Annotated in this window: 7 protein-coding genes and 3 rRNA genes; 6 read left to right on the forward strand and 4 right to left on the reverse strand. The window is 68.6% G+C overall.

What is annotated here, in order from left to right; all coding sequences use genetic code 11:
- Nucleotides 1-9: 9 nt before the first annotated feature.
- Complete coding sequence (gene glgP / locus ACYSMR_RS12295) at nucleotides 10-2,607, reverse strand: alpha-glucan family phosphorylase (protein WP_461745550.1); 2,598 nt, start codon at nucleotides 2,605-2,607, stop codon at nucleotides 10-12.
- Between the two features lie 75 nt (nucleotides 2,608-2,682).
- On the opposite strand from glgP, the gene ACYSMR_RS12300 reads away from it, so the two are divergent.
- From ACYSMR_RS12300 to rrf, 6 genes are all read left to right on the forward strand, one after another.
- Nucleotides 2,683-5,112 (forward strand): alpha-1,4-glucan--maltose-1-phosphate maltosyltransferase, encoded by a 2,430-nt coding sequence (locus ACYSMR_RS12300; RefSeq protein WP_461745552.1) that lies wholly within the window; start codon nucleotides 2,683-2,685, stop codon nucleotides 5,110-5,112.
- A gap of 104 nt (nucleotides 5,113-5,216) precedes the next feature.
- On the forward strand, nucleotides 5,217-6,983 hold the full coding sequence (gene treS, locus ACYSMR_RS12305; RefSeq protein ID WP_251334797.1) for a maltose alpha-D-glucosyltransferase: 1,767 nt from the start codon (nucleotides 5,217-5,219) through the stop codon (nucleotides 6,981-6,983).
- Nucleotides 6,984-7,037: 54 nt separating this feature from the next.
- A complete protein-coding gene (gene glgB, locus ACYSMR_RS12310) occupies nucleotides 7,038-11,051 on the forward strand; it encodes a 1,4-alpha-glucan branching protein GlgB (RefSeq protein WP_461745554.1) in 4,014 nt (1,337 codons plus the stop codon).
- 572 nt (nucleotides 11,052-11,623) lie between these two features.
- Nucleotides 11,624-13,148, forward strand: a 16S ribosomal RNA gene (locus ACYSMR_RS12315).
- Nucleotides 13,149-13,781: 633 nt separating this feature from the next.
- Nucleotides 13,782-16,915: ribosomal RNA gene (locus ACYSMR_RS12320) — 23S ribosomal RNA — on the forward strand.
- A 200-nt stretch (nucleotides 16,916-17,115) separates the two neighbouring features.
- A 5S ribosomal RNA gene (rrf, locus tag ACYSMR_RS12325) occupies nucleotides 17,116-17,232 on the forward strand.
- Together the 16S, 23S and 5S rRNA genes form the textbook arrangement of a ribosomal RNA operon.
- A gap of 197 nt (nucleotides 17,233-17,429) precedes the next feature.
- Here the strand turns inward: rrf and ACYSMR_RS12330 are convergent.
- The 3 genes from ACYSMR_RS12330 to ACYSMR_RS12340 are packed head-to-tail and all read right to left on the reverse strand — an operon-like array spanning nucleotide 17,430 to nucleotide 20,723.
- Complete coding sequence (locus tag ACYSMR_RS12330; protein WP_461745556.1) at nucleotides 17,430-19,103, reverse strand: FAD-binding oxidoreductase; 1,674 nt, start codon at nucleotides 19,101-19,103, stop codon at nucleotides 17,430-17,432.
- 43 nt (nucleotides 19,104-19,146) lie between these two features.
- On the reverse strand, nucleotides 19,147-19,938 hold the full coding sequence (locus tag ACYSMR_RS12335; RefSeq protein ID WP_251334762.1) for a lysophospholipid acyltransferase family protein: 792 nt from the start codon (nucleotides 19,936-19,938) through the stop codon (nucleotides 19,147-19,149).
- Nucleotides 19,935-20,723 carry an SDR family NAD(P)-dependent oxidoreductase gene (locus ACYSMR_RS12340; RefSeq protein ID WP_251334763.1) on the reverse strand — a complete coding sequence of 263 codons (789 nt, stop codon included), beginning with the start codon at nucleotides 20,721-20,723 and terminating at the stop codon, nucleotides 19,935-19,937. The genes ACYSMR_RS12335 and ACYSMR_RS12340 overlap by 4 nt, the downstream gene beginning before the upstream one ends.
- Nucleotides 20,724-20,783 lie beyond the last annotated feature (60 nt).

Below are 20,783 nucleotides of genomic sequence, written 5' to 3' on the forward strand. Positions count from 1 at the left end.
CAGGGGCTCTCAGGCGTTGACCACGAGCCCCAGCTCGGCCTTGTCGGCGATGTGCGGGTGCTGCGGCACCACCCGCACCGTGTAGCCGAACGGGCCGGAGCGGTCGATCGTGACGGAGCCGCTGAACCGGTGCCGGCCGCCGCCCAGGTCCCCGTTGGGGGCCAGCAGCGCGTACCTGCGCTCGTGGATGTGGTCCGTCTCGGAGACCCGGCCGTAGCCGATCTCCGCCCGGACGTCCTCGGGGGTGAGCGAGCCGAGGGTGACGTAGGCGTGGACCCGCAGCTCGTCGCCGATCTGCGGCTCCTGCTCGACGCCCTCCGCGTCGACGTGCTCGACGCTCACCTCCGGCCAGGCCTGGCGCACCCGGCCCACCCAGCGGGACTCGGCCCGGGCGGCCGCGAAGCCGTCCGCGGCCGCCCGCCGCTGGGAGCGGGCGGCGGGGACGTAGAGCTCCCGGACGTAGTCGTCGACCATCCGCTTGGCCGAGACCCGCGGGCCCAGGGTCGCGAGGGTGTGCCTGACCATGGCCAGCCACTGGTGCGGCACGCCGTCGGTGCCCGGCTCCGGGCCCTCGGCGGCCTCGCCGTAGAAGCGGGGGGCCACGTGGTTCTCGATGAGCTCGTACAGGGCCGCGGCCTCGATGTCGTCGCGCTCGTCCGGGTGCGCGCCCTCGTCGGCGGTGGGGATGGCCCAGCCGTTCTGACCGTCGTACATCTCGTCCCACCACCCGTCGAGCACCGAGAGGTTGAGCCCGCCGTTGAGGGCCGCCTTCATCCCGGACGTCCCGCAGGCCTCGAGCGGGCGCAGGGGGTTGTTCAGCCACACGTCGCAGCCGGGGAACAGGGTGCGGGCCATCGCGATGTCGTAGTTGGGCAGGAAGACGATGCGGTGGCGCACCTCGGGGTCGTCCGTGAAGCGCACGAGGTCCTGGATCATCCGCTTGCCCTGCTCGTCCGCGGGGTGGGACTTCCCGGCCACCACCAGCTGCACGGGACGCTCGGGGTTCAGCAGGATCTTCTTCAGCCGCTGCGGGTCGCGCAGCATGAGCGTCAGGCGCTTGTACGTCGGCACGCGCCGGGCGAAGCCGATGGTGAGCACGTCCGGGTCCAGCACCGAGTCGGTCCAGCCCAGCTCGGCGTCGGCCGCGCCGCGGGCCTTCCACGACGCCCGCAGCCGGGCGCGCACGTCCTGCACGAGCCGCTTGCGCAGCTCCCGGCGGACCGCCCACAGCTCGGTGTCCTCCACGGAGTAGACGTGCCGCCACCGGGCGGCCCGGTCCAGGTCCGTCCCGTGCGGGTCGAGGACCAGCTCGGCCATCCGCGGGTCGATCCAGCTGGTCACGTGCACGCCGTTGGTGATCGACCCGATCGGGACCTCGTCGTTGTCGAAGCCCGGCCACAGGCCCTGGAACATCTGCCGGGAGACGACGCCGTGCAGCTTCGCCACGCCGTTGGCCCGCTGGGCCAGGCGCAGGCCCATCACGGCCATGTTGAACTTCCCGGGGTCCCCGCCGTCGTAGTCCTCCGCGCCGAGGGCGAGGATGTTCGCGGTGGGCACCGACGGGGCGAGGCCGGCCTGGAAGAAGTGCTCGATCTGCGCGCGCTCGAAGCGGTCGATGCCGGCCGGGACGGGCGTGTGGGTGGTGAAGACCGTGCCGCAGCGCACCGCTGTGAGGGCCTCCTCCCACGTCATCGGCTCGGCGTCGCCGCGGGGCTCCATGAGCTCGGAGACGCGCTCGATGCCGGCGAAGCCGGCGTGGCCCTCGTTGCAGTGGTAGACCTCGGGCTCCGGGGCGCCGGTCAGGCGGCGGAAGACGCGCAGCGCGCGCACCCCGCCCATGCCCAGCAGCAGCTCCTGCTGGAGCCGGTGGTCGCCCCCGCCGCCGTAGAGCCGGTTCGTGATGCTGCGGGCGTGGTCGTCGTTGTCCGGGATGTCCGAGTCGAGCAGCAGCAGCGGGACGCGTCCGACGTCCGCACGCCAGATGTGCGCCGACAGGGACCGGCCGTTGGGCAGCGGCAGGGTCACCCTGGCCGGGGTGCCGTCCTCCTCCCGCAGCAGCGTCAGGGGCAGGCCGTCCGGGTCGAGGACCGGGTAGGTCTCCTGCTGCCACGCGTCCCGGGACAGGGACTGCTTGAAGTAGCCGTGCTGGTAGAACAGCCCGACGCCGACCACGGGCACGCCCAGGTCCGAGGCGCTCTTGAGGTGGTCCCCCGCGAGGATGCCGAGCCCGCCGGAGTACTGGGGGAGCACGGAGGTGATGCCGTACTCGGCGGAGAAGTAGGCGATCGACGCCGGCGCGTCGGCGGGCTGCGTCTGCTGGTACCAGAGCTCGTCGGTGAGGTAGCACTCGAGGTCGGCGTCGAGCTCCTCGATGCGCCGGACGGTCTCCGGGTCGTCGGCGATCTGCTGGATCTCCTCCCGGGTGAGCGAGCCCAGCAGCTTGACCGGGTCCCCGTGGACGGCCTCCCAGGCCTGGGGATTGAGGTCGGCGAAGAGCTGTTCGGTCGGGCGGTGCCACGACCAGCGCAGGTTCTTGGCCAGGCGGCTCAGGGGAGCGATGGACTCCGGCAGCACGGTGCGCACGGTGAATCTACGGATTGCCTTCACGCGGTCAGACTACCCGGCCGCCCCGCCGTGTCGCGGTAGTCAGCGGGCTTAACGATCGTCGGCTTTGTCGCTAACGTGGTGCGGGTGAGCCAAGCCAACACTCCTTCCCCGACCGACCCGGCCTCGCGCCCGGCCGGCACGCCCGCCCCTGACCCCTCGACGGCCCCGGCCGGCGAGATCCCGGACGCCGTCGTGGCCGAGGCCGTCGCGGCCGAGCCGCCCGCGAAGAAGGCCCCGGCGCGCCGTCGGAGCTCGACGGCCAAGAAGGCCGCCGAACCCGCGCCGGAGGCCGCCGAGGCCGCGCCCGCGGCCGAGGAGCAGGCTCCCGCCGCGAAGAAGCCCGCCACGCGCAGGACCTCCGCCGCCAAGGCCTCCGCGGGGACCGCCACGAAGGCCTCCGCCGCGGCCGCGGACAAGGCGCCCGCCGCCAAGAAGCCGGCCGCGCGCAAGGCCCCGGCCCGCCGCCGCAAGACGGCGTTCTCCCGCGAGAACCTGGTCTACGGCCGGATCCCCGTCGTGGACGTGAGCCCGGCCGTGGAGGACGGCCGCTTCCCGGCCAAGGCCGTGCCCGGCCAGTCGATCCGCGTGGGCGCCACGGTGTTCCGGGAGGGGCACGACGCCCTGGGCGTCACCGCGGTGCTCTACGACCCGCAGGGCGCCGAGGCCGAGCGCGTGCCGATGCGGCTGCTGGTTCCCGGCACCGACCGCTACGAGGCCTGGCTGACCCCGTCCGCCGAGGGCGCCTGGTCCTTCGCGGTCGAGGGCTGGGGGGACCTCTACGAGACCTGGCGGCACGCCGCCGAGATCAAGGTCGGCGTCGGCCAGGACGTCGAGCTGATGATGGACGAGGGCGTGCTGCTCTTCGACCGCGCCGCCGCGGAGGAGGGCCGCCCGGGCTCCGACGCCGAGCTGTTCCGCTCGGTCTCCCGCACGCTCGCCGACCGCGAGCTGCCGGCCGAGGACCGGCTCGAGGCGGCCGTCTCGGCCGGGGTGCTGGCCGTCGTGGCCGAGCGCCCGGTGCGCGACCTCGTCACCGAGAGCCGCCGCTACCCGCTGAAGGTCGAGCGCGCCGCCGCCGGCCAGGGCTCCTGGTACGAGTTCTTCCCCCGCTCCGAGGGCGCCGTCCTCGACGCCGAGACGGGCACGTGGACCTCCGGCACCCTGCGCACCGCCGCCGAGCGGCTCGAGGCGGTCGCGGGCATGGGCTTCGACGTCATCTACCTGCCGCCGATCCACCCGATCGGGCGGGCCCACCGCAAGGGGCCGAACAACACCCTGGTGGCCGGGCCCCAGGACCCCGGGTCCCCGTGGGCCATCGGCGCTCCCGAGGGCGGGCACGACGCCATCCACCCGGACCTCGGCTCCTTCGAGGACTTCGACGCCTTCGTGGCCCGTGCCCAGCACGTCGGCCTGGAGGTCGCCCTGGACCTCGCGCTGCAGGCGTCGCCCGACCACCCGTGGGTGGCCGCCCACCCCGAGTGGTTCACGACCCGCGCCGACGGCTCGATCGCGTACGCGGAGAACCCGCCGAAGAAGTACCAGGACATCTACCCCCTGAACTTCGACAACGACCCCGAGGGGCTCTCCCTCGAGGTGCTGCGGATCGTGGAGCTGTGGATCTCCCACGGCGTGAAGATCTTCCGGGTCGACAACCCGCACACCAAGCCCCTGTGGTTCTGGGAGTGGCTGATCGGCACGGTCAACGCCAAGCACCCCGACGTGGTCTTCCTCGCCGAGGCCTTCACCCGCCCGGCCATGATGCAGGGCCTCGCCCGGGTCGGCTTCCAGCAGTCCTACTCCTACTTCACCTGGCGCAACACGAAGCAGGAGATCGAGGAGTACTTCCACGAGATCAGCCACGAGACCTCGGCGGTGTACCGGCCCAACTTCTTCGTCAACACCCCGGACATCCTCACGGAGTACCTCCAGTTCGGCGGTCCGGCGGCGTTCAAGGTCCGCGCCGTCCTCGCCGCCACCGGGTCGCCGCTGTGGGGCGTCTACGCGGGCTACGAGCTGTACGAGCACGTGGCCCGGCCCGGGGCGGAGGAGTACATCGACAACGAGAAGTACGAGTACCGTCCCCGCGACTTCGCCGGGGCGGAGGCGGCCAGCCGGTCCCTGGCACCGTACCTGCGCCGGCTCAACGAGATCCGCCGCGGGCACGCGTCGCTGGGCGACCTGCAGAACCTCACCGTGCAGACCACGTCCGACGACGCGCTCGTCGCCTACTCGAAGACGAAGACCGTCGGCCACGGGGAGGCGGCCCAGAAGGACACGGTCATCGTCGTCGTCAACGTGGACCCGCACGCCGTGCGCGAGGGCACCGTGTGGCTGGACCTCGCGTCGCTGAACCTCGACGACGCCGACTTCAACGAGGACGGCAGCTTCTGGGTCGACGACCTGATCAGCGGCGAGTCGTGGAAGTGGGGCACGCACAACTACGTGCGCCTGGACCCGCACCACGAGCCCGCCCACGTCCTGCACGTCCGGCGCAACGTCAAGTAAGGGTCTCCGAGACCCCGTCGGGGGCCTCCCTGGGCGCCGCGCCCGGGGAGGCCCCCTCCAGCACCCACCTATTGCCCCACCTGTCCGAAAGGCGGCACCCCCGCATGAGCACCTCGCCGTACTCGCTCAATGCCCCCGGCATCTCCCACGACCCCGACTGGTTCCGCAAAGCGGTGTTCTACGAGGTGCTCGTCCGGGCGTTCTCCGACGCCAACGGTGACGGCTCCGGCGACTTCTCCGGCCTGATCGACAAGCTGGACTACCTGCAGTGGCTGGGGATCGACTGCCTGTGGATCCCCCCGTTCTACGAGTCCCCCCTGCGCGACGGCGGGTACGACATTTCCGACTACTACTCCGTCCTGGACGAGTTCGGCACGATCAGCGACTTCAAGCGGCTCGTGTCCGAGGCGCACGCCCGCGGCCTGCGCGTGATCACCGACCTCCCGCTGAACCACACGAGCGACCAGCACCCCTGGTTCCAGGCCTCCCGCGAGGACCCGGACGGGCCGTACGGCGACTTCTACGTCTGGTCGGACACGGACGAGCTGTACCAGGACGCCCGCATCATCTTCGTGGACCACGAGGAGTCGAACTGGACGTTCGACCCCATCCGCCGGCAGTTCTTCTGGCACCGGTTCTTCTCCCACCAGCCGGACCTCAACTTCGAGAACCCCGCCGTGGTGGAGGCCGTGTTCGACGTCGTGAAGTTCTGGCTGGACATGGGCATCGACGGCTTCCGCGCCGACGCGATCCCGTACCTGATCGAGGAGGAGGGGACCAACTGCGAGAACCTCCCGGGCACGCACGACTTCCTCGTGAAGCTGCGCGCCATGGTCGACGAGCAGTACCCGGGCCGCGTCATCATCGCGGAGGCCAACCAGATGCCGCACGAGGTGGTGGAGTACTACGGCACGGAGGAGAACCCCGAGTGCCACATGTGCTTCCACTTCCCGATCATGCCCCGCATCTTCTACGCGCTGCGGGACCAGAAGGCGACCCCGATCATCGACACGATGCGGGAGACCCCGGACATCCCGCGCGGCACGCAGTGGGGGACGTTCCTGCGCAACCACGACGAGCTGACCCTGGAGATGGTGACCACCGAGGAGCGCCAGGCCATGCTCGGCTGGTACGCCCCCGACTCCCGCATGCGCGCCAACGTGGGCATCCGCCGGCGCCTGGCGCCCCTGCTGGACAACTCGCGGGCCGAGCTGGAGCTCATCCACGCCCTGCTGCTGTCGCTGCCGGGCAGCCCGTTCCTGTACTACGGCGACGAGATCGGGATGGGCGACAACATCTGGCTCGCCGACCGCGACGCCTCCCGCACCCCGATGCAGTGGACCCCGGACCGCAACGCCGGGTTCTCCAAGGCCGATCCGGGCAAGCTCTACCTGCCGGTCGTCCAGTCCCTCGTGTACCACTACAACCAGGTCAACGTGGAGGCGCAGCTGGCGTCGTCGTCCTCCCTGCTGCACTGGATGCGCCAGATGCTGGCGGTGCGCAAGGCGCACCCGGCGTTCGGGCTGGGCTCCTACGTCAACGTGGAGACCGACCACGACTCCGTGCTGGCGTTCCTGCGCGTCCTGCCAGACGAGGAGACGGAGGACGGCCGCGGCGAGACCCTGCTGTGCCTGTTCAACCTCGCCCACACGCCCGCGTGCGCCCGCATCCGGCTGCCCGAGTACGCGGGCCGCGGCCTGCGCGAGCTCTTCGGCGGGGACCTGTTCGGGGAGGTCGACGAAGCCGGCGAGTACCGCATCACCCTGGGCAGCCAGGACTTCTTCTGGCTGCGCCTGCGGGCGGCCGCCCGCGACGACGGCACGCACCCGCACACCACGGCCCTGCCGATCATCACCCCCGCCCGGAGCTGAGGCGACCCGCTCCTGCCGCACCCTCCCCGCCCGCACCCGGAAGGACCTGACCACATGAGCGACCAGCACCCCGACGAGCTCCTCGACCTCCTGCGCCGGTGGCTGCCGCGGCAGCGGTGGTTCCCCTTCGGGGACGGCGGCGAGGGCGTGGCCCTGCGGGTCGCCGCGCAGCTCGCGCTGCCCGGCACCGGGACGGACGGGGACGGCGGATCCGCCGAGGCCCGCGTCCTGCTGGTGGAGGCGCAGGAGGCGGGGCGCACCGAGCTGCTGCAGGTGCCCCTGACGTTCCGCGGGGCCCCGCTGGAGGACGCCGAGCGGTTCCTCGTGGGCGCCCTGCCCGCCGCCCGGTCCGACGCCGGCACGCCGGAGCCGGGCGCCGAGGACCCGGGTGCGGAGGACGGGCGGAGCCCGCTGCGCACCGCCCGCCTGCTCCGCGACCGGGCCGCCCGCGCCGGGCGGGCGGTCGCCCAGCGCACGGGCCTGCCGCTGCCCGGGGCGGAGGACGCGCCGGCCGGGCCGTGGGTCTACGACGGCGTGGGCGACCCCGCCTTCGTGGGCCCGGCGCTCGCGCTCATGCAGCAGGACGGCTCCGCGGGCTCCGGGCCCCTCGGGCTGTCCGTGACCGGCGCGCACGGCGGGGCGCTGCGCGTGTCCTGGCCGGTCGAGGGCCGCGACCAGGTGCGCGTGATCGCCAGCGAGCAGTCCAACTCGTCGGTGATCCTCACCCCGCCCACCGGCACGGCCGACGCCGACGCCGTGATCGTGAAGTTCTTCCGCGTGGTGGGGGAGGGCCGCAACCCGGACGTCGAGGTGGGCCGGGAGCTCACCGCGCTCGGCTGCCCCGCGGTGCCGCGCACCTTCGGCTGGCTCGACGCCCGCTGGCGCTCGGGCCTGGCCGCCCACGAGGGGCAGCTCGCCGTGGCCACGGAGTTCCTCGCGGGCTCCGCGGACGCGTGGGCCCGGGCGGTCGCCGCCGGGGAGCGCGGGGAGGACTTCTCCGCGCCGGCCCGCGACCTCGGCCGCACCACCGCCCGCGTGCACCGCGACCTCGCGCGCGCGTTCGGCGCGCACGCCCCCGACGACGCCGCCCGCGCCCGCCTGCTCGAGGACCTGGCCGGCCGCATCCGCTGGGCGCGCACGGAGACCGGCACCCTCTTCGACGACCACGCCGCGCAGCTCGACGCGGTCCTGGCCGCCCTCGAGGACGTCGCCGAGCTGCCCGAGCTCCAGCGCATCCACGGCGACTACCACCTGGGCCAGGTGCTGCAGGCCGCCGACGGGCAGTTCAAGGTCCTGGACTTCGAGGGCGAGCCGCTGCGCCCGATCGAGGAGCGCACGCGCCCGGACGTGGCCCTGCGCGACGTCGTCGGGATGCTGCGCTCCTTCGACTACGCCGCCGCCTTCGCCGCGCGCGCGGGCGCCCGCGACGCCGAGGACTGGGGCCGGCGCGCGAGCGGCGCCTTCCTCGAGGGCTACGCGGAGGTCGCCGGCCGGGCCGTGGACCGCGGGTCCCCCCTGTTCCTGGCCCTGTGGCTCGACAAGGCCCTCTACGAGGTCGTCTACGAGCAGCGCAACCGCCCCGACTGGCTGGAGGTCCCGGCCTCGGCGGTGCGCCGTTCTCTGGAAGGCGTCCGGTCGCGTAGCGTGAACCCTGAACCCGCCGGTGCGGCCGCCACGGCCGCCACCGACCACGACGACGACAGCTCCCGGTCCGAGCTCCGCCCCCCGGCGGGACCGGGAACGGAAATCGAGGACGATGTGACAGCCAGCACCCCGCAGGACCGCCGCGACACCGCACCGGCCGGTGCCGCCGCGCCTGCTGCCAAGCCTGCTGCCGCCCCCGTGCCGGCCGGCGCCGCAGCACCTGCCGCCGCACCCGCCGGCGAGCCCGTCCCGGTGCCCGAGCACGTGCTGGCCGCCGTGTCCGAGGGCCGCCACCACGACCCGCACTCCGTGCTGGGCGCGCACCCGAACCCGGACGGCACCGTCACGGTGCGCGCGCTGCGCCGGTTCGCGACCGGGGTCGCCGTGATCACCGAGGACGGCAGGGTCGAGCTCGAGCACGAGTGGGGCGGGATCTTCACGGGCGTCGTCCCGGCCCGCGAGCCCGGCCGGATCCCGGACTACCGCCTGGAGGTCACCTACCGCGGCCTCGAGCCGCAGCGCGGCGACGACCCCTACCGCTTCGCGCCCACCCTGGGCGAGCTGGACCTGCACCTGATCGGGGAGGGCCGCCACGAGACGCTGTGGACGGTCCTCGGCGCCCACGTGCGCCGCTACCCCTCGGCGATGGGCGAGATCACGGGCGTGAGCTTCGCCGTGTGGGCCCCCAACGCCCAGGCCGTGCGCGTCATCGGCGACTTCAACGGCTGGGACGGCACGGAGCACGCCATGCGCTCGCTCGGCGGCTCGGGCGTGTGGGAGATCTTCGTCCCGGGCCTCGAATCCGGCGCGACCTACAAGTTTCGCCTGCTGGGCCGGGACGGCGGGTGGCGGGAGAAGGCCGACCCCATGGCCTTCGGCACCGAGGTCCCGCCGTCCACCGCGTCCCGGGTCTTCGAGTCCACCTACGAGTTCCAGGACGACGAGTGGATGGCCCGCCGGGCGAAGACCGATCCGCACAACGGCCCCATGAGCGTCTACGAGATGCACATCGGCTCGTGGCGGATGGGCCTGGACTACAAGGACCTCGCCACGGAGCTCGTGGAGTACCTCACCTGGCAGGGCTTCACCCACGTCGAGTTCATGCCCGTGGCCGAGCACCCGTTCGGCGGGTCGTGGGGCTACCAGGTCACGTCCTACTACGCGCCGTCGTCGCGCTTCGGCACCCCGGACGAGTTCCGCTACCTCGTCGACAAGCTGCACCAGGCCGGCATCGGCGTGCTCGTCGACTGGGTGCCGGGCCACTTCCCGAAGGACGAGTTCGCCCTGGCCCGGTTCGACGGGGAGGCCCTGTACGAGCACCCGGACCCGCGCCGCGGCGAGCACAAGGACTGGGGCACTCTGATCTTCGACTACGGGCGCAACGAGGTCCGCAACTTCCTGGTGGCCAACGCGTCCTACTGGCTCGAGGAATTCCACGTCGACGGCCTGCGCGTGGACGCGGTCGCGTCGATGCTCTACCTGGACTACTCGCGCAACGACGGCGAGTGGGAGCCCAACGCCTTCGGCGGCCGCGAGAACCTCGAGGCCATCGCCTTCCTCAAGGAGGCCAACGCCACGGCGTACAAGCGCACCCCCGGCATCGTGATGATCGCCGAGGAGTCCACGTCCTTCCCGGGCGTCACCCGGCCGACCGACGCCGACGGGCTCGGCTTCGGACTGAAGTGGAACATGGGCTGGATGAACGACACGCTCGAGTACATGGCCGAGGACCCGATCAACCGGTACTACCACCACAACAAGCTGACGTTCTCGCTCGTCTACGCATTCTCCGAGAACTTCATGCTCCCGATCTCCCACGACGAGGTCGTCTACGGCAAGGGCTCGCTGCTGCGGAAGATGCCCGGAGACCGGTGGCAGCAGCTCGCCAACGTCCGCGCCTACCTCGCGTACATGTGGGCGCACCCGGGCAAGCAGCTGATCTTCATGGGCACCGAGTACGCCCAGGAGTCGGAGTGGTCGCAGGAGCACGGGCTGGACTGGTGGCTGTCCGAGACCCCGCCGCACAAGGGGGTCCAGGAGCTGGTCCGCACGCTCAACGACATCTACCGGGACACCCCGGCCCTGTACGAGAGGGACAACAACCCCGCCGGTTTCGAGTGGATCGACGCCGGCGACGCCGGGCGCAACACGCTGTCCTTCACCCGGTGGGACGAGCAGGGCAACCCGCTCGTGTGCGTGGCGAACTTCGCCGGCCACCCCCACAAGGACTTCCGCCTCGGGCTGCCGTGGGCGGGGGAGTGGGTCGAGGTGCTCAACACGGACTCCGAGCTCTTCGGCGGGTCCGGCGTCGGCAACCTGGGCAAGGTCACCGCCACCGAGGGAGCCCACAACGGCAGCCCGGCGTCCGCCGTGCTCACCGTCCCGCCGCTCGCGGTGCTGTACCTCAAGCCCGCCGAGGACTGACGCTGCGCCGGCCACGGCGCCGGCCACGCCGCTGCACCCAGCGAGGGGCCCGGGTCCGAGACCCGGGCCCCTCGGGCACCCCGGATCCGTGGCCGGGAGGCGCTGCCGGGCCCGGGTTGCACCGCCGCCGCAAAGGGAGTAACTTCTTCCGAGTCGCCGCGGCGAGGAACTCCTCCGGGAGAGCCCGGTGGCGGCGTCCTCCTCCGGCACCGACCGTCCGAGCAGCCCCCGGGTTGCGAAGGAGCGGAAACGTGTTAGAGTAGGAGATTGTCAGCTTCGCCGGAAGGCGGTGCGGTCATGAACCGGTAACCGAGCGTTCACCCGGGATTGACCGAGACCGGCCCGACGGCCTAAGGTTGCAGAGCACTCCGGGAGCAAGGTGTCCAGCGCGACACGCTGACCGGTCTGTTGTTTGAGAACTCAATAGTGTGCCATGTTTGTTGATGCCAAATGTTTTGTTTGGTTGATTGGCCGTTGCTCGTTCCGCCTCCGTGGGGTGGGTGACGGTGTCAGCCTGGATCGTCCGGGTGTCCTGCTTTGTGGTGGGGTGTTCGGGTTGGTTTTCTGTTTTTTTGACGGAGAGTTTGATCCTGGCTCAGGACGAACGCTGGCGGCGTGCTTAACACATGCAAGTCGAACGATGATGCCCAGCTTGCTGGGCGGATTAGTGGCGAACGGGTGAGTAATACGTGAGTAACCTGCCCCTGACTCTGGGATAAGCCTGGGAAACCGGGTCTAATACTGGATACGACCTTCCACCGCATGGTGGGGGGTGGAAAGGGTTTACTGGTTTTGGATGGGCTCACGGCCTATCAGCTTGTTGGTGGGGTAATGGCTCACCAAGGCGACGACGGGTAGCCGGCCTGAGAGGGTGACCGGCCACACTGGGACTGAGACACGGCCCAGACTCCTACGGGAGGCAGCAGTGGGGAATATTGCACAATGGGCGAAAGCCTGATGCAGCGACGCCGCGTGAGGGATGACGGCCTTCGGGTTGTAAACCTCTTTCAGTAGGGAAGAAGCGCAAGTGACGGTACCTGCAGAAGAAGCGCCGGCTAACTACGTGCCAGCAGCCGCGGTAATACGTAGGGCGCAAGCGTTGTCCGGAATTATTGGGCGTAAAGAGCTCGTAGGCGGTTTGTCGCGTCCGCTGTGAAAGCCCGGGGCTCAACCCCGGGTCGGCAGTGGGTACGGGCAGACTAGAGTGCAGTAGGGGAGACTGGAATTCCTGGTGTAGCGGTGAAATGCGCAGATATCAGGAGGAACACCGATGGCGAAGGCAGGTCTCTGGGCTGTTACTGACGCTGAGGAGCGAAAGCATGGGGAGCGAACAGGATTAGATACCCTGGTAGTCCATGCCGTAAACGTTGGGCACTAGGTGTGGGGGACATTCCACGTCCTCCGCGCCGTAGCTAACGCATTAAGTGCCCCGCCTGGGGAGTACGGCCGCAAGGCTAAAACTCAAAGGAATTGACGGGGGCCCGCACAAGCGGCGGAGCATGCGGATTAATTCGATGCAACGCGAAGAACCTTACCAAGGCTTGACATCCACCGGACCGCCCCAGAGATGGGGTTTCCCTTCGGGGCTGGTGGACAGGTGGTGCATGGTTGTCGTCAGCTCGTGTCGTGAGATGTTGGGTTAAGTCCCGCAACGAGCGCAACCCTCGTTCTATGTTGCCAGCACGTGATGGTGGGGACTCATAGGAGACTGCCGGGGTCAACTCGGAGGAAGGTGGGGATGACGTCAAATCATCATGCCCCTTATGTCTTGGGCTTCACGCATGCTACAATGGCCGGTACAAAGGGTTGCGATACTGTGAGGTGGAGCTAATCCCAAAAAGCCGGTCTCAGTTCGGATTGAGGTCTGCAACTCGACCTCATGAAGTCGGAGTCGCTAGTAATCGCAGATCAGCAACGCTGCGGTGAATACGTTCCCGGGCCTTGTACACACCGCCCGTCAAGTCACGAAAGTTGGTAACACCCGAAGCCGGTGGCCTAACCCCTTGTGGGAGGGAGCCGTCGAAGGTGGGACCGGCGATTGGGACTAAGTCGTAACAAGGTAGCCGTACCGGAAGGTGCGGCTGGATCACCTCCTTTCTAAGGAGCCGTTGACCACCGTGTGGTGGTCGCCCCCGCTTCGAGCAGCCGTAGGTGCTGCCGGTGGGGTGAGCTCATGGGTGGAACATCAGCAGGCAAGCGGCCGCACCTTAGGTGCTGGTCGTTCTCTTCTTCAGTACCCGCTCACCGCGGGCTGCCGGGTTGCCCCGGTGGTCGTGGTGGTGGTGGAACGGTGGGGGACGTCCGGTGGAGGAGCGGTCCATGGCGCACTGTTGGGTCCTGAGACAACAGGCCCCGACCCGGGCGCACCGGTTCCTGCGCTGCTGGTCCCCTTTGCGGGGGCGGTGGTGGAGGGGTGGTGGGTTCGTGGTGGGTGGTGAGATGTCTTTGGTTCCCGGCGCCCCGCCGGCGGCGGTGACGGCCTGATGGTCGTGACTTCCGCCCGTGAGTGTGGGGTGTGCGGGTTGTTGTTTGAGAACTGTATAGTGGACGCGAGCATCTTAAGAACTGGTGCCGCAGCAGTCGCAGGGGTCGTCTTCGGGCGTCTCGGCGGTGGTTGTGGTGCCTCAAGTTCGTGATTGATCGCCGCCCAGTGCTGCGGGCAGCGGGTCCTTCTCCTTGCGGGAGGGGGCCGGTGGTCGTGGTGGTGGGTCGGTGTGTTCTGTGATCATGTGGCAAGTTTTTAAGGGCGCACGGTGGATGCCTTGGCATCAGGAGCCGATGAAGGACGCGGTAATCTGCGATAAGCCTCGGGGAGCTGATAAACGAGCTGTGATCCGAGGGTCTCCGAATGGGGAAACCCCGCCGCGTGTTATGCGTGGTGACCCGTACCTGAATTCATAGGGTGCGTGGAGGGAACGTGGGGAAGTGAAACATCTCAGTACCCACAGGAAGAGAAAACAACAGTGATTCCGTCAGTAGTGGCGAGCGAACGCGGAAGAGGCCAAACCGATGGTGTGTGAGACCCGGCAGGGGTTGCATCATCGGGGTCGTGGGGCGTGTCGTCCCGGGTCTGCCGGCCCGGGCGTGTGAGTGCAGGACGATAGTCGAACCGGTGTGAGTGCCGGGCCGTAGAGGGTGGGAGTCCCGTAGACGAAATCGTTGCTGCCGCACGGTGCACGTACCCAAGTAGCACGGGGCCCGTGAAATCCCGTGTGAATCTGCCAGGACCACCTGGTAAGCCTAAATACTACCTGATGACCGATAGCGGACCAGTACCGTGAGGGAAAGGTGAAAAGTACCCCGGGAGGGGAGTGAAATAGTACCTGAAACCGTGTGCCTACAATCCGTCGGAGCCCTACAAGGTGACGGCGTGCCTTTTGAAGAATGAGCCTGCGAGTTAGTGTTACGTCGCGAGGTTAACCCGTGAGGGGTATCCGTAGCGAAAGCGAGTCTGAATAGGGCGAGTGAGTGGCGTGATCTAGACCCGAAGCGAAGTGATCTACCCATGGCCAGGTTGAAGCGCGTGTAAGAGCGCGTGGAGGACCGAACCCACTTCAGTTGAAAATGGAGGGGATGAGCTGTGGGTAGGGGTGAAAGGCCAATCAAACTTCGTGATAGCTGGTTCTCCCCGAAATGCATTTAGGTGCAGCGTTACGTGTTTCTTGCCGGAGGTAGAGCTACTGGATGGCCGATGGGCCCTACAAGGTTACTGACGTCAGCCAAACTCCGAATGCCGGTAAGTGAGAGCGTAGCAGTGAGACTGTGGGGGATAAGCTTCATAGTCGAGAGGGAAACAGCCCAGACCACCAACTAAGGCCCCTAAGCGTGTGCTAAGTGGGAAAGGATGTGGAGTTGCTTAGACAACCAGGAGGTTGGCTTAGAAGCAGCCACCCTTGAAAGAGTGCGTAATAGCTCACTGGTCAAGTGATTCCGCGCCGACAATGTAGCGGGGCTCAAGTACACCGCCGAAGTTGTGGCATTGCACCAACGATACCCAGCCGGGGCCCTCGTGGTCCTTGGTTCAGGTGGTGCGATGGGTAGGGGAGCGTCGTGTGGGCAGTGAAGCTGCGGGGTAACCCAGTGGTGGAGCCCACACGAGTGAGAATGCAGGCATGAGTAGCGAATGACGGGTGAGAAACCCGTCCGCCGGATGATCAAGGGTTCCAGGGTCAAGCTAATCTGCCCTGGGTCAGTCGGGACCTAAGGCGAGGCCGACAGGCGTAGTCGATGGACAACGGGTTGATATTCCCGTACCGGCGAAGAACCGCCCATATCGAACCGGGGACACTAACCACCCGAACCGCACCAGGTGCCGGCCATTGGCCGTCACCGGTGGCGGGGAGCGTGGGACCTGAACCGGGGAGGTAAGCGTATTAACAGGTGTGACGCAGGAAGGTAGCCGAGCCGGGCGATGGTAGACCCGGTCTAAGCGTGTAGGGCGATCCGTTGGCAAATCCGCGGATCATGCGCCTGAGACGTGACGGGACCCCCATCCGTGGGGGGATTCGGTGATCCTATGCTGCCGAGAAAAGCATCGACGCGAGGTTCCAGCCGCCCGTACCCCAAACCGACACAGGTGATCAGGTAGAGAATACTAAGGCGATCGAGAGAATCATGGTTAAGGAACTCGGCAAAATGCCCCCGTAACTTCGGGAGAAGGGGGCCCGGACCGTGGACACCACTTGCTGGTGCGAGCGGGTAAGGGCCGCAGAGACCAGGGGGAAGCGACTGTTTATCAAAAACACAGGTCCGTGCGAAGTCGCAAGACGATGTATACGGACTGACTCCTGCCCGGTGCTGGAAGGTTAAGAGGACCTGTTAGCCTCACGGCGAAGCGGAGAATTTAAGCCCCAGTAAACGGCGGTGGTAACTATAACCATCCTAAGGTAGCGAAATTCCTTGTCGGGTAAGTTCCGACCTGCACGAATGGAGTAACGACTTCCCCGCTGTCTCAACCATGAACTCGGCGAAATTGCAGTACGAGTAAAGATGCTCGTTACGCGCAGCAGGACGGAAAGACCCCGAGACCTTTACTATAGTTTGGTATTGGTGTTCGGTGTGGCTTGTGTAGGATAGGTGGGAGACTGTGAAGCGGGCACGCCAGTGCTCGTGGAGTCATCGTTGAAATACCACTCTGGTCACTCTGGACATCTAACTTCGGCCCGTGATCCGGGTCAGGGACAGTGCCTGATGGGTAGTTTAACTGGGGCGGTTGCCTCCTAAAGAGTAACGGAGGCGCCCAAAGGTTCCCTCAGCCTGGTTGGCAATCAGGTGTCGAGTGTAAGTGCACAAGGGAGCTTGACTGTGAGAGCGACAGCTCGAGCAGGGACGAAAGTCGGGACTAGTGATCCGGCGGTACATTGTGGAATGGCCGTCGCTCAACGGATAAAAGGTACCTCGGGGATAACAGGCTGATCTTGCCCAAGAGTCCATATCGACGGCATGGTTTGGCACCTCGATGTCGGCTCGTCGCATCCTGGGGCTGGAGTTGGTCCCAAGGGTTGGGCTGTTCGCCCATTAAAGCGGTACGCGAGCTGGGTTCAGAACGTCGTGAGACAGTTCGGTCCCTATCCGCTGCGCGCGCAGGAAATTTGAGAAGACCTGTCCTTAGTACGAGAGGACCGGGACGGACGAACCTCTGGTATGGCAGTTGTACCGCCAGGTGCACCGCTGCTTCGCTACGTTCGGAAGAGATAACCGCTGAAAGCATCTAAGCGGGAAGCTCGCTTCGAGATGAGATTTCCACGCACCCTTTAGGTGCGAGAGGCCCCCAGCGAGACCACTGGGTTGATAGGCCGGAGGTGGAAGCACGAACCAACGACGTGCGCAGCCGACCGGTACTAATAGGCCGACAACTTACCCCACACCCACCCCCCCAACCCCTGGTTGGGATCCAGGGTGGGAACACACAGAACACCGCGTCCACTATACGGCTCCCAACCAACAACCCCGCCGGGTTGCACGGTCGAGCAGCACACAACTGAATCCACAGCCACCAGACTGTGACACGAACTTCCCACCCCACCACCCGCAGCGGGCACGGTACGGGGCGCGGAGCACGAGTTACGGCGGTCATAGCGTGGGGGAAACGCCCGGTCCCATCCCGAACCCGGAAGCTAAGACCCACAGCGCCGATGGTACTGCACCCGGAAGGGTGTGGGAGAGTAGGACACCGCCGGACCACACCACACGGGTCGAGCCCCCGCACCACACGGTGCGGGGGCTCCCCACCTTAACCACCACACCCCCGCGGACACGGACACAGCACCAGGCCAGCGGCCCGCCCCGCACCGGCCCGCCCCGCAGAAAAGGCCCCGCCGATCACCCGGCGGGGCCTTTCTCGTGCCTGGACCGCGTGGATCCGGCCGGCAGGTGAGCTCAGCTGACGATCTTGCCCGGGTTCAGGTGGGCGCCCGGGTCCGCGGCGGTGAAGAGGCTGCGCATCAGGCGCACCCCCTCGGGGGAGACGTCCTGCTCCATCCAGGGGCTGTGCTCGGTGCCCACGCCGTGGTGGTGGGACAGCGTGCCCCCGGCGTCGACGAACGCCTGCTGGATGGCTCCCTTGATCACCTTGTACTCGGCGTGCGGGTCCTCCCCGATCTCGTAGGCGAACGTGAAGTACAGGCACGCCCCGGAGTGGTACGAGTGCGACATGTGGGACATGATCCAGCCGTGCTTGCCCTGCGCCGCGAAGGCCCGGTGGGCGGCGTCGTAGACGGCCTTGTGGACGGTGGTGAGCTTGGACCACGGGGCGGCCGTCTCCGAGACGTCGCCGATCGTGTTCTGCTCCAGCAGGAAGTCGCGCAGGTACGGGGTGTCGAACTTCTTCTGGTCGTAGAGCGCGCCGGGGCCGGAGCCCAGGACGAGAGCGCCCTGCTGCTTGACGATGCCGGCGACGGTCTTCTTCCGGGCCTCGGTCTCGGCCTTGGTTCCCTCGAAGCACACGTACGCGATGCACATGGCGTCGATGTCCCAGCCGCGGCGGCGCATGACCTCCCACAGCAGGTCCTGGCCCTTGGCGGCGACCTTCTTCTTGAGCGTGGTCGGCGCCTTCTGCGTGGACAGGGAGAAGCTCGTCTCGTGCGCGTCGGAGACGCGGGCGAACGTGGTGCGGACGTCCGAGCGGGCGATGTCGTGCATAGCCGTCAGGGCCTGCTGCCACGAGGGGAACATGTACGCGATGACCTCGCGGTGCTCCGCGATCCGGTGCACCTGCACGTCCAGCTCGGTGATGACGCCGAGCCGGCCCTCGGACCCGATGAACATCTCGCGCAGGCTCGGTCCGGTGGACGTCGAGGGCAGCGGGCGCAGGACGACGGTGCCGCCCGGGCGCACCACGCGCAGGCCGCGGACGATGTCGGCGATGTCCCCGTACTTGTCCGACTGCATTCCGGAGGACCGCGTCGCGGCCCAGCCGCCGAGCGTGGAGTGGGTGAAGGAGTCGGGGAAGTGGCCCAGCGTCCAGCCGCGCGCGTTGAGCTGTTCCTCCATGTCGGGACCCAGCACGCCGGCCTGCACGGTCGCCAGCCCGGAGATCTCGTCGAGGGCGAGGACCCGGTCCATGCGGCCCAGGTCGAGTGAGACAATCGTTCGTTCTTCCACCGGCGAGGGCTGGAGGCTCCGCGAGATGCTCGTGCCGCCGCCGAAGGGGATGACCACGAGATCCCGCTCCACGGCCAGCCGGAGCACCTGGGACACCTCGTCCTCGCTGCCGGGGTAGACCACGACGTCCGGGATGCGCGCGAAGTCCCCGGAGCGCGTCAGCAGCAGCTCCGTGACCGACTTGCCGGCCCAGTGCACCACGCGCAGCTCGTCGTCGACGCTGACGTTCTCCCCGCCCGAGATCCCGGTCAGGGCGGCCAGGACGTCCTCCCCGGCGTGCGAGGCCGGCACGCTGATCGTGGAGAAGTCGATGGTGTCCCGCTGCCGGGGGCGGAGGTCGATGCCGACGGCCTTCTTGACGAAGGGGGCGAAGGCGGGCTTGTTGGCGTACTCGAAGTGCACGCCCTCCTCGCCCCAGCCCCACCACTTCATGTGCTTCACGTGTGCCATCTGCGCAGTTCTCTCCTGGATCTCGGGGGGTGGGGGACGGTGCTCAGCCGTCGAGGCGCGGGCGGTGCTCGGCGTAGAGCGCGCGCACGGAGGCCTCGATGCGGTCGTTGAAGGAGGCCGTGGGCTCCTTCTCCCGGGCGCGCAGCGGCTCGCCGACGGCGACGACCACCGGCGGGCGCCCCCGCCGCGGCCAGTTGGCCCCGCGCGGCATGGCCTCGTAGGCCCCGATCAGCGCGACCGGGACGACCGGCACGCCCACGGCCTTGGCGAGCCCCGCGGCGCCCACCTTGAAGGAGCCCATCTTGCCCGTGCGGGAGCGTGTGCCCTCGGGGAAGATGAGCAGGGGCACGCCCGACTTGAGCAGCTGCTTGGACAGCCCCCGGTTCGCCCCGCTGCCGGTGCGGTCCACCGGGAAGGCGTTGAAGATCAGCTCGGTGAACACCCGCTTGTGCGGGGCGGTGAAGAAGTAGTCCGCGGCGACGCCGGTCGCGAGGTCCCGGCGGATCCGCGGCGGCACCGAGCCCAGCACGAGCGGGGCGTCGAGGTGGCTGGAGTGGTTCGCCACGACGATGCAGGCCCCCTCCAGCGCTGCCGCACCGGGGTGGGTCACCACCGTGCGGCGGATCACGTGGTAGACGAGACCGCGCAGGAACACCGCCTGGGCGATCCGGCGGGCGACCCGGCGCACCGGGCTGCGGAACCGCGCGGCGTCCAGGTGGGCCGACGACGCCGGCGGCGCGGGCGGCGCGGGCTCCTCCGGGGAGGAGGACCGGCTGCCGCCGTCGATGGATCGCTGGACGGGATCCCGCGGCTCGCGCGGCTCGCGGGGCGTCATGAGCCGGCCGCCCGTTCCTTCTGGCGGGCGGACGCGACCAGCCCGGAGATCCTGCGCACCGTGGACCGGGGCGCGTGGCGCAGGAAGAGCGCGAGGAGCCGGTAGCGCCGGGTGGGCATGGAGATCACCTTGCCGCGCGCGACGTCGTCGAGCGCCTCCTCGACGACCCGCTCGGGCGTGAGCCACATGAAGGAGGGGATCGAGGAGCCGGTGATCCCGGCGCGCTCGTGGAACTCGGTGCGCACCCACCCGGGCAGCAGCGCGGTGACGTGCACCCCCGTGCCGGCGAGCTCGACCGCCAGGGCCTCGGTGAAGGCGGTGGTGTAGGTCTTGAGCGCCGAGTACGAGCCCATCGTGATCAGCCCGGCGACGGAGGAGACGTTGATGATCCAGCCGGAGCCGCGGGCCGTCATCGCCCGCGCCGCGGCGGAGGACAGCACGAGCACCGCCCGGCACATGACCTCGAACGCGCGGTCGTGGGCGGAGGTGTCCTCGGCGCTGAAGGGGGTCTTCACGGAGAAGCCGGCGTTGTTGACGACCACGTCCACGGGCCGGGCCGGGTCCTCGATGCGCGCGGCCACACGGTCGACGTCCGCGCGGTCGACCAGGTCCGCGGACAGGACCTCCACGGGCACGCCGTGCGCGGCGCGCAACCGGGCGGCCGTCTGCTCGAGCCGGTCCGCATCGCGGGCCACCAGTACGAGCGCATGTCCACGGCGAGCCAAGGCCTCGGCGAACGCGGCACCGATGCCGGACGTCCCCCCCGTCACGAGAGCGGTAAGCATGAGATCTAGGCTACACTACGGTAGCCGTAGCGTAGACTGTGCGGTCCGTGCGCGGGTCTC

Source organism: Kocuria sp. U4B, from assembly GCF_054875615.1.

Bases quoted from the DNA above. Each gene is read 5' to 3' on its own strand.
- treS (WP_251334797.1), top strand. From the start codon at position 5,217: ATGAGCACCTCGCCGTACTCGCTCAATGCCCCCGGCATCTCCCACGAC.
- glgB (WP_461745554.1), top strand. From the start codon at position 7,038: ATGAGCGACCAGCACCCCGACGAGCTCCTCGACCTCCTGCGCCGGTGG.
- ACYSMR_RS12330 (WP_461745556.1), bottom strand. From the start codon at position 19,103: ATGGCACACGTGAAGCACATGAAGTGGTGGGGCTGGGGCGAGGAGGGC.
- ACYSMR_RS12335 (WP_251334762.1), bottom strand. From the start codon at position 19,938: ATGACGCCCCGCGAGCCGCGCGAGCCGCGGGATCCCGTCCAGCGATCC.
- ACYSMR_RS12340 (WP_251334763.1), bottom strand. From the start codon at position 20,723: ATGCTTACCGCTCTCGTGACGGGGGGGACGTCCGGCATCGGTGCCGCG.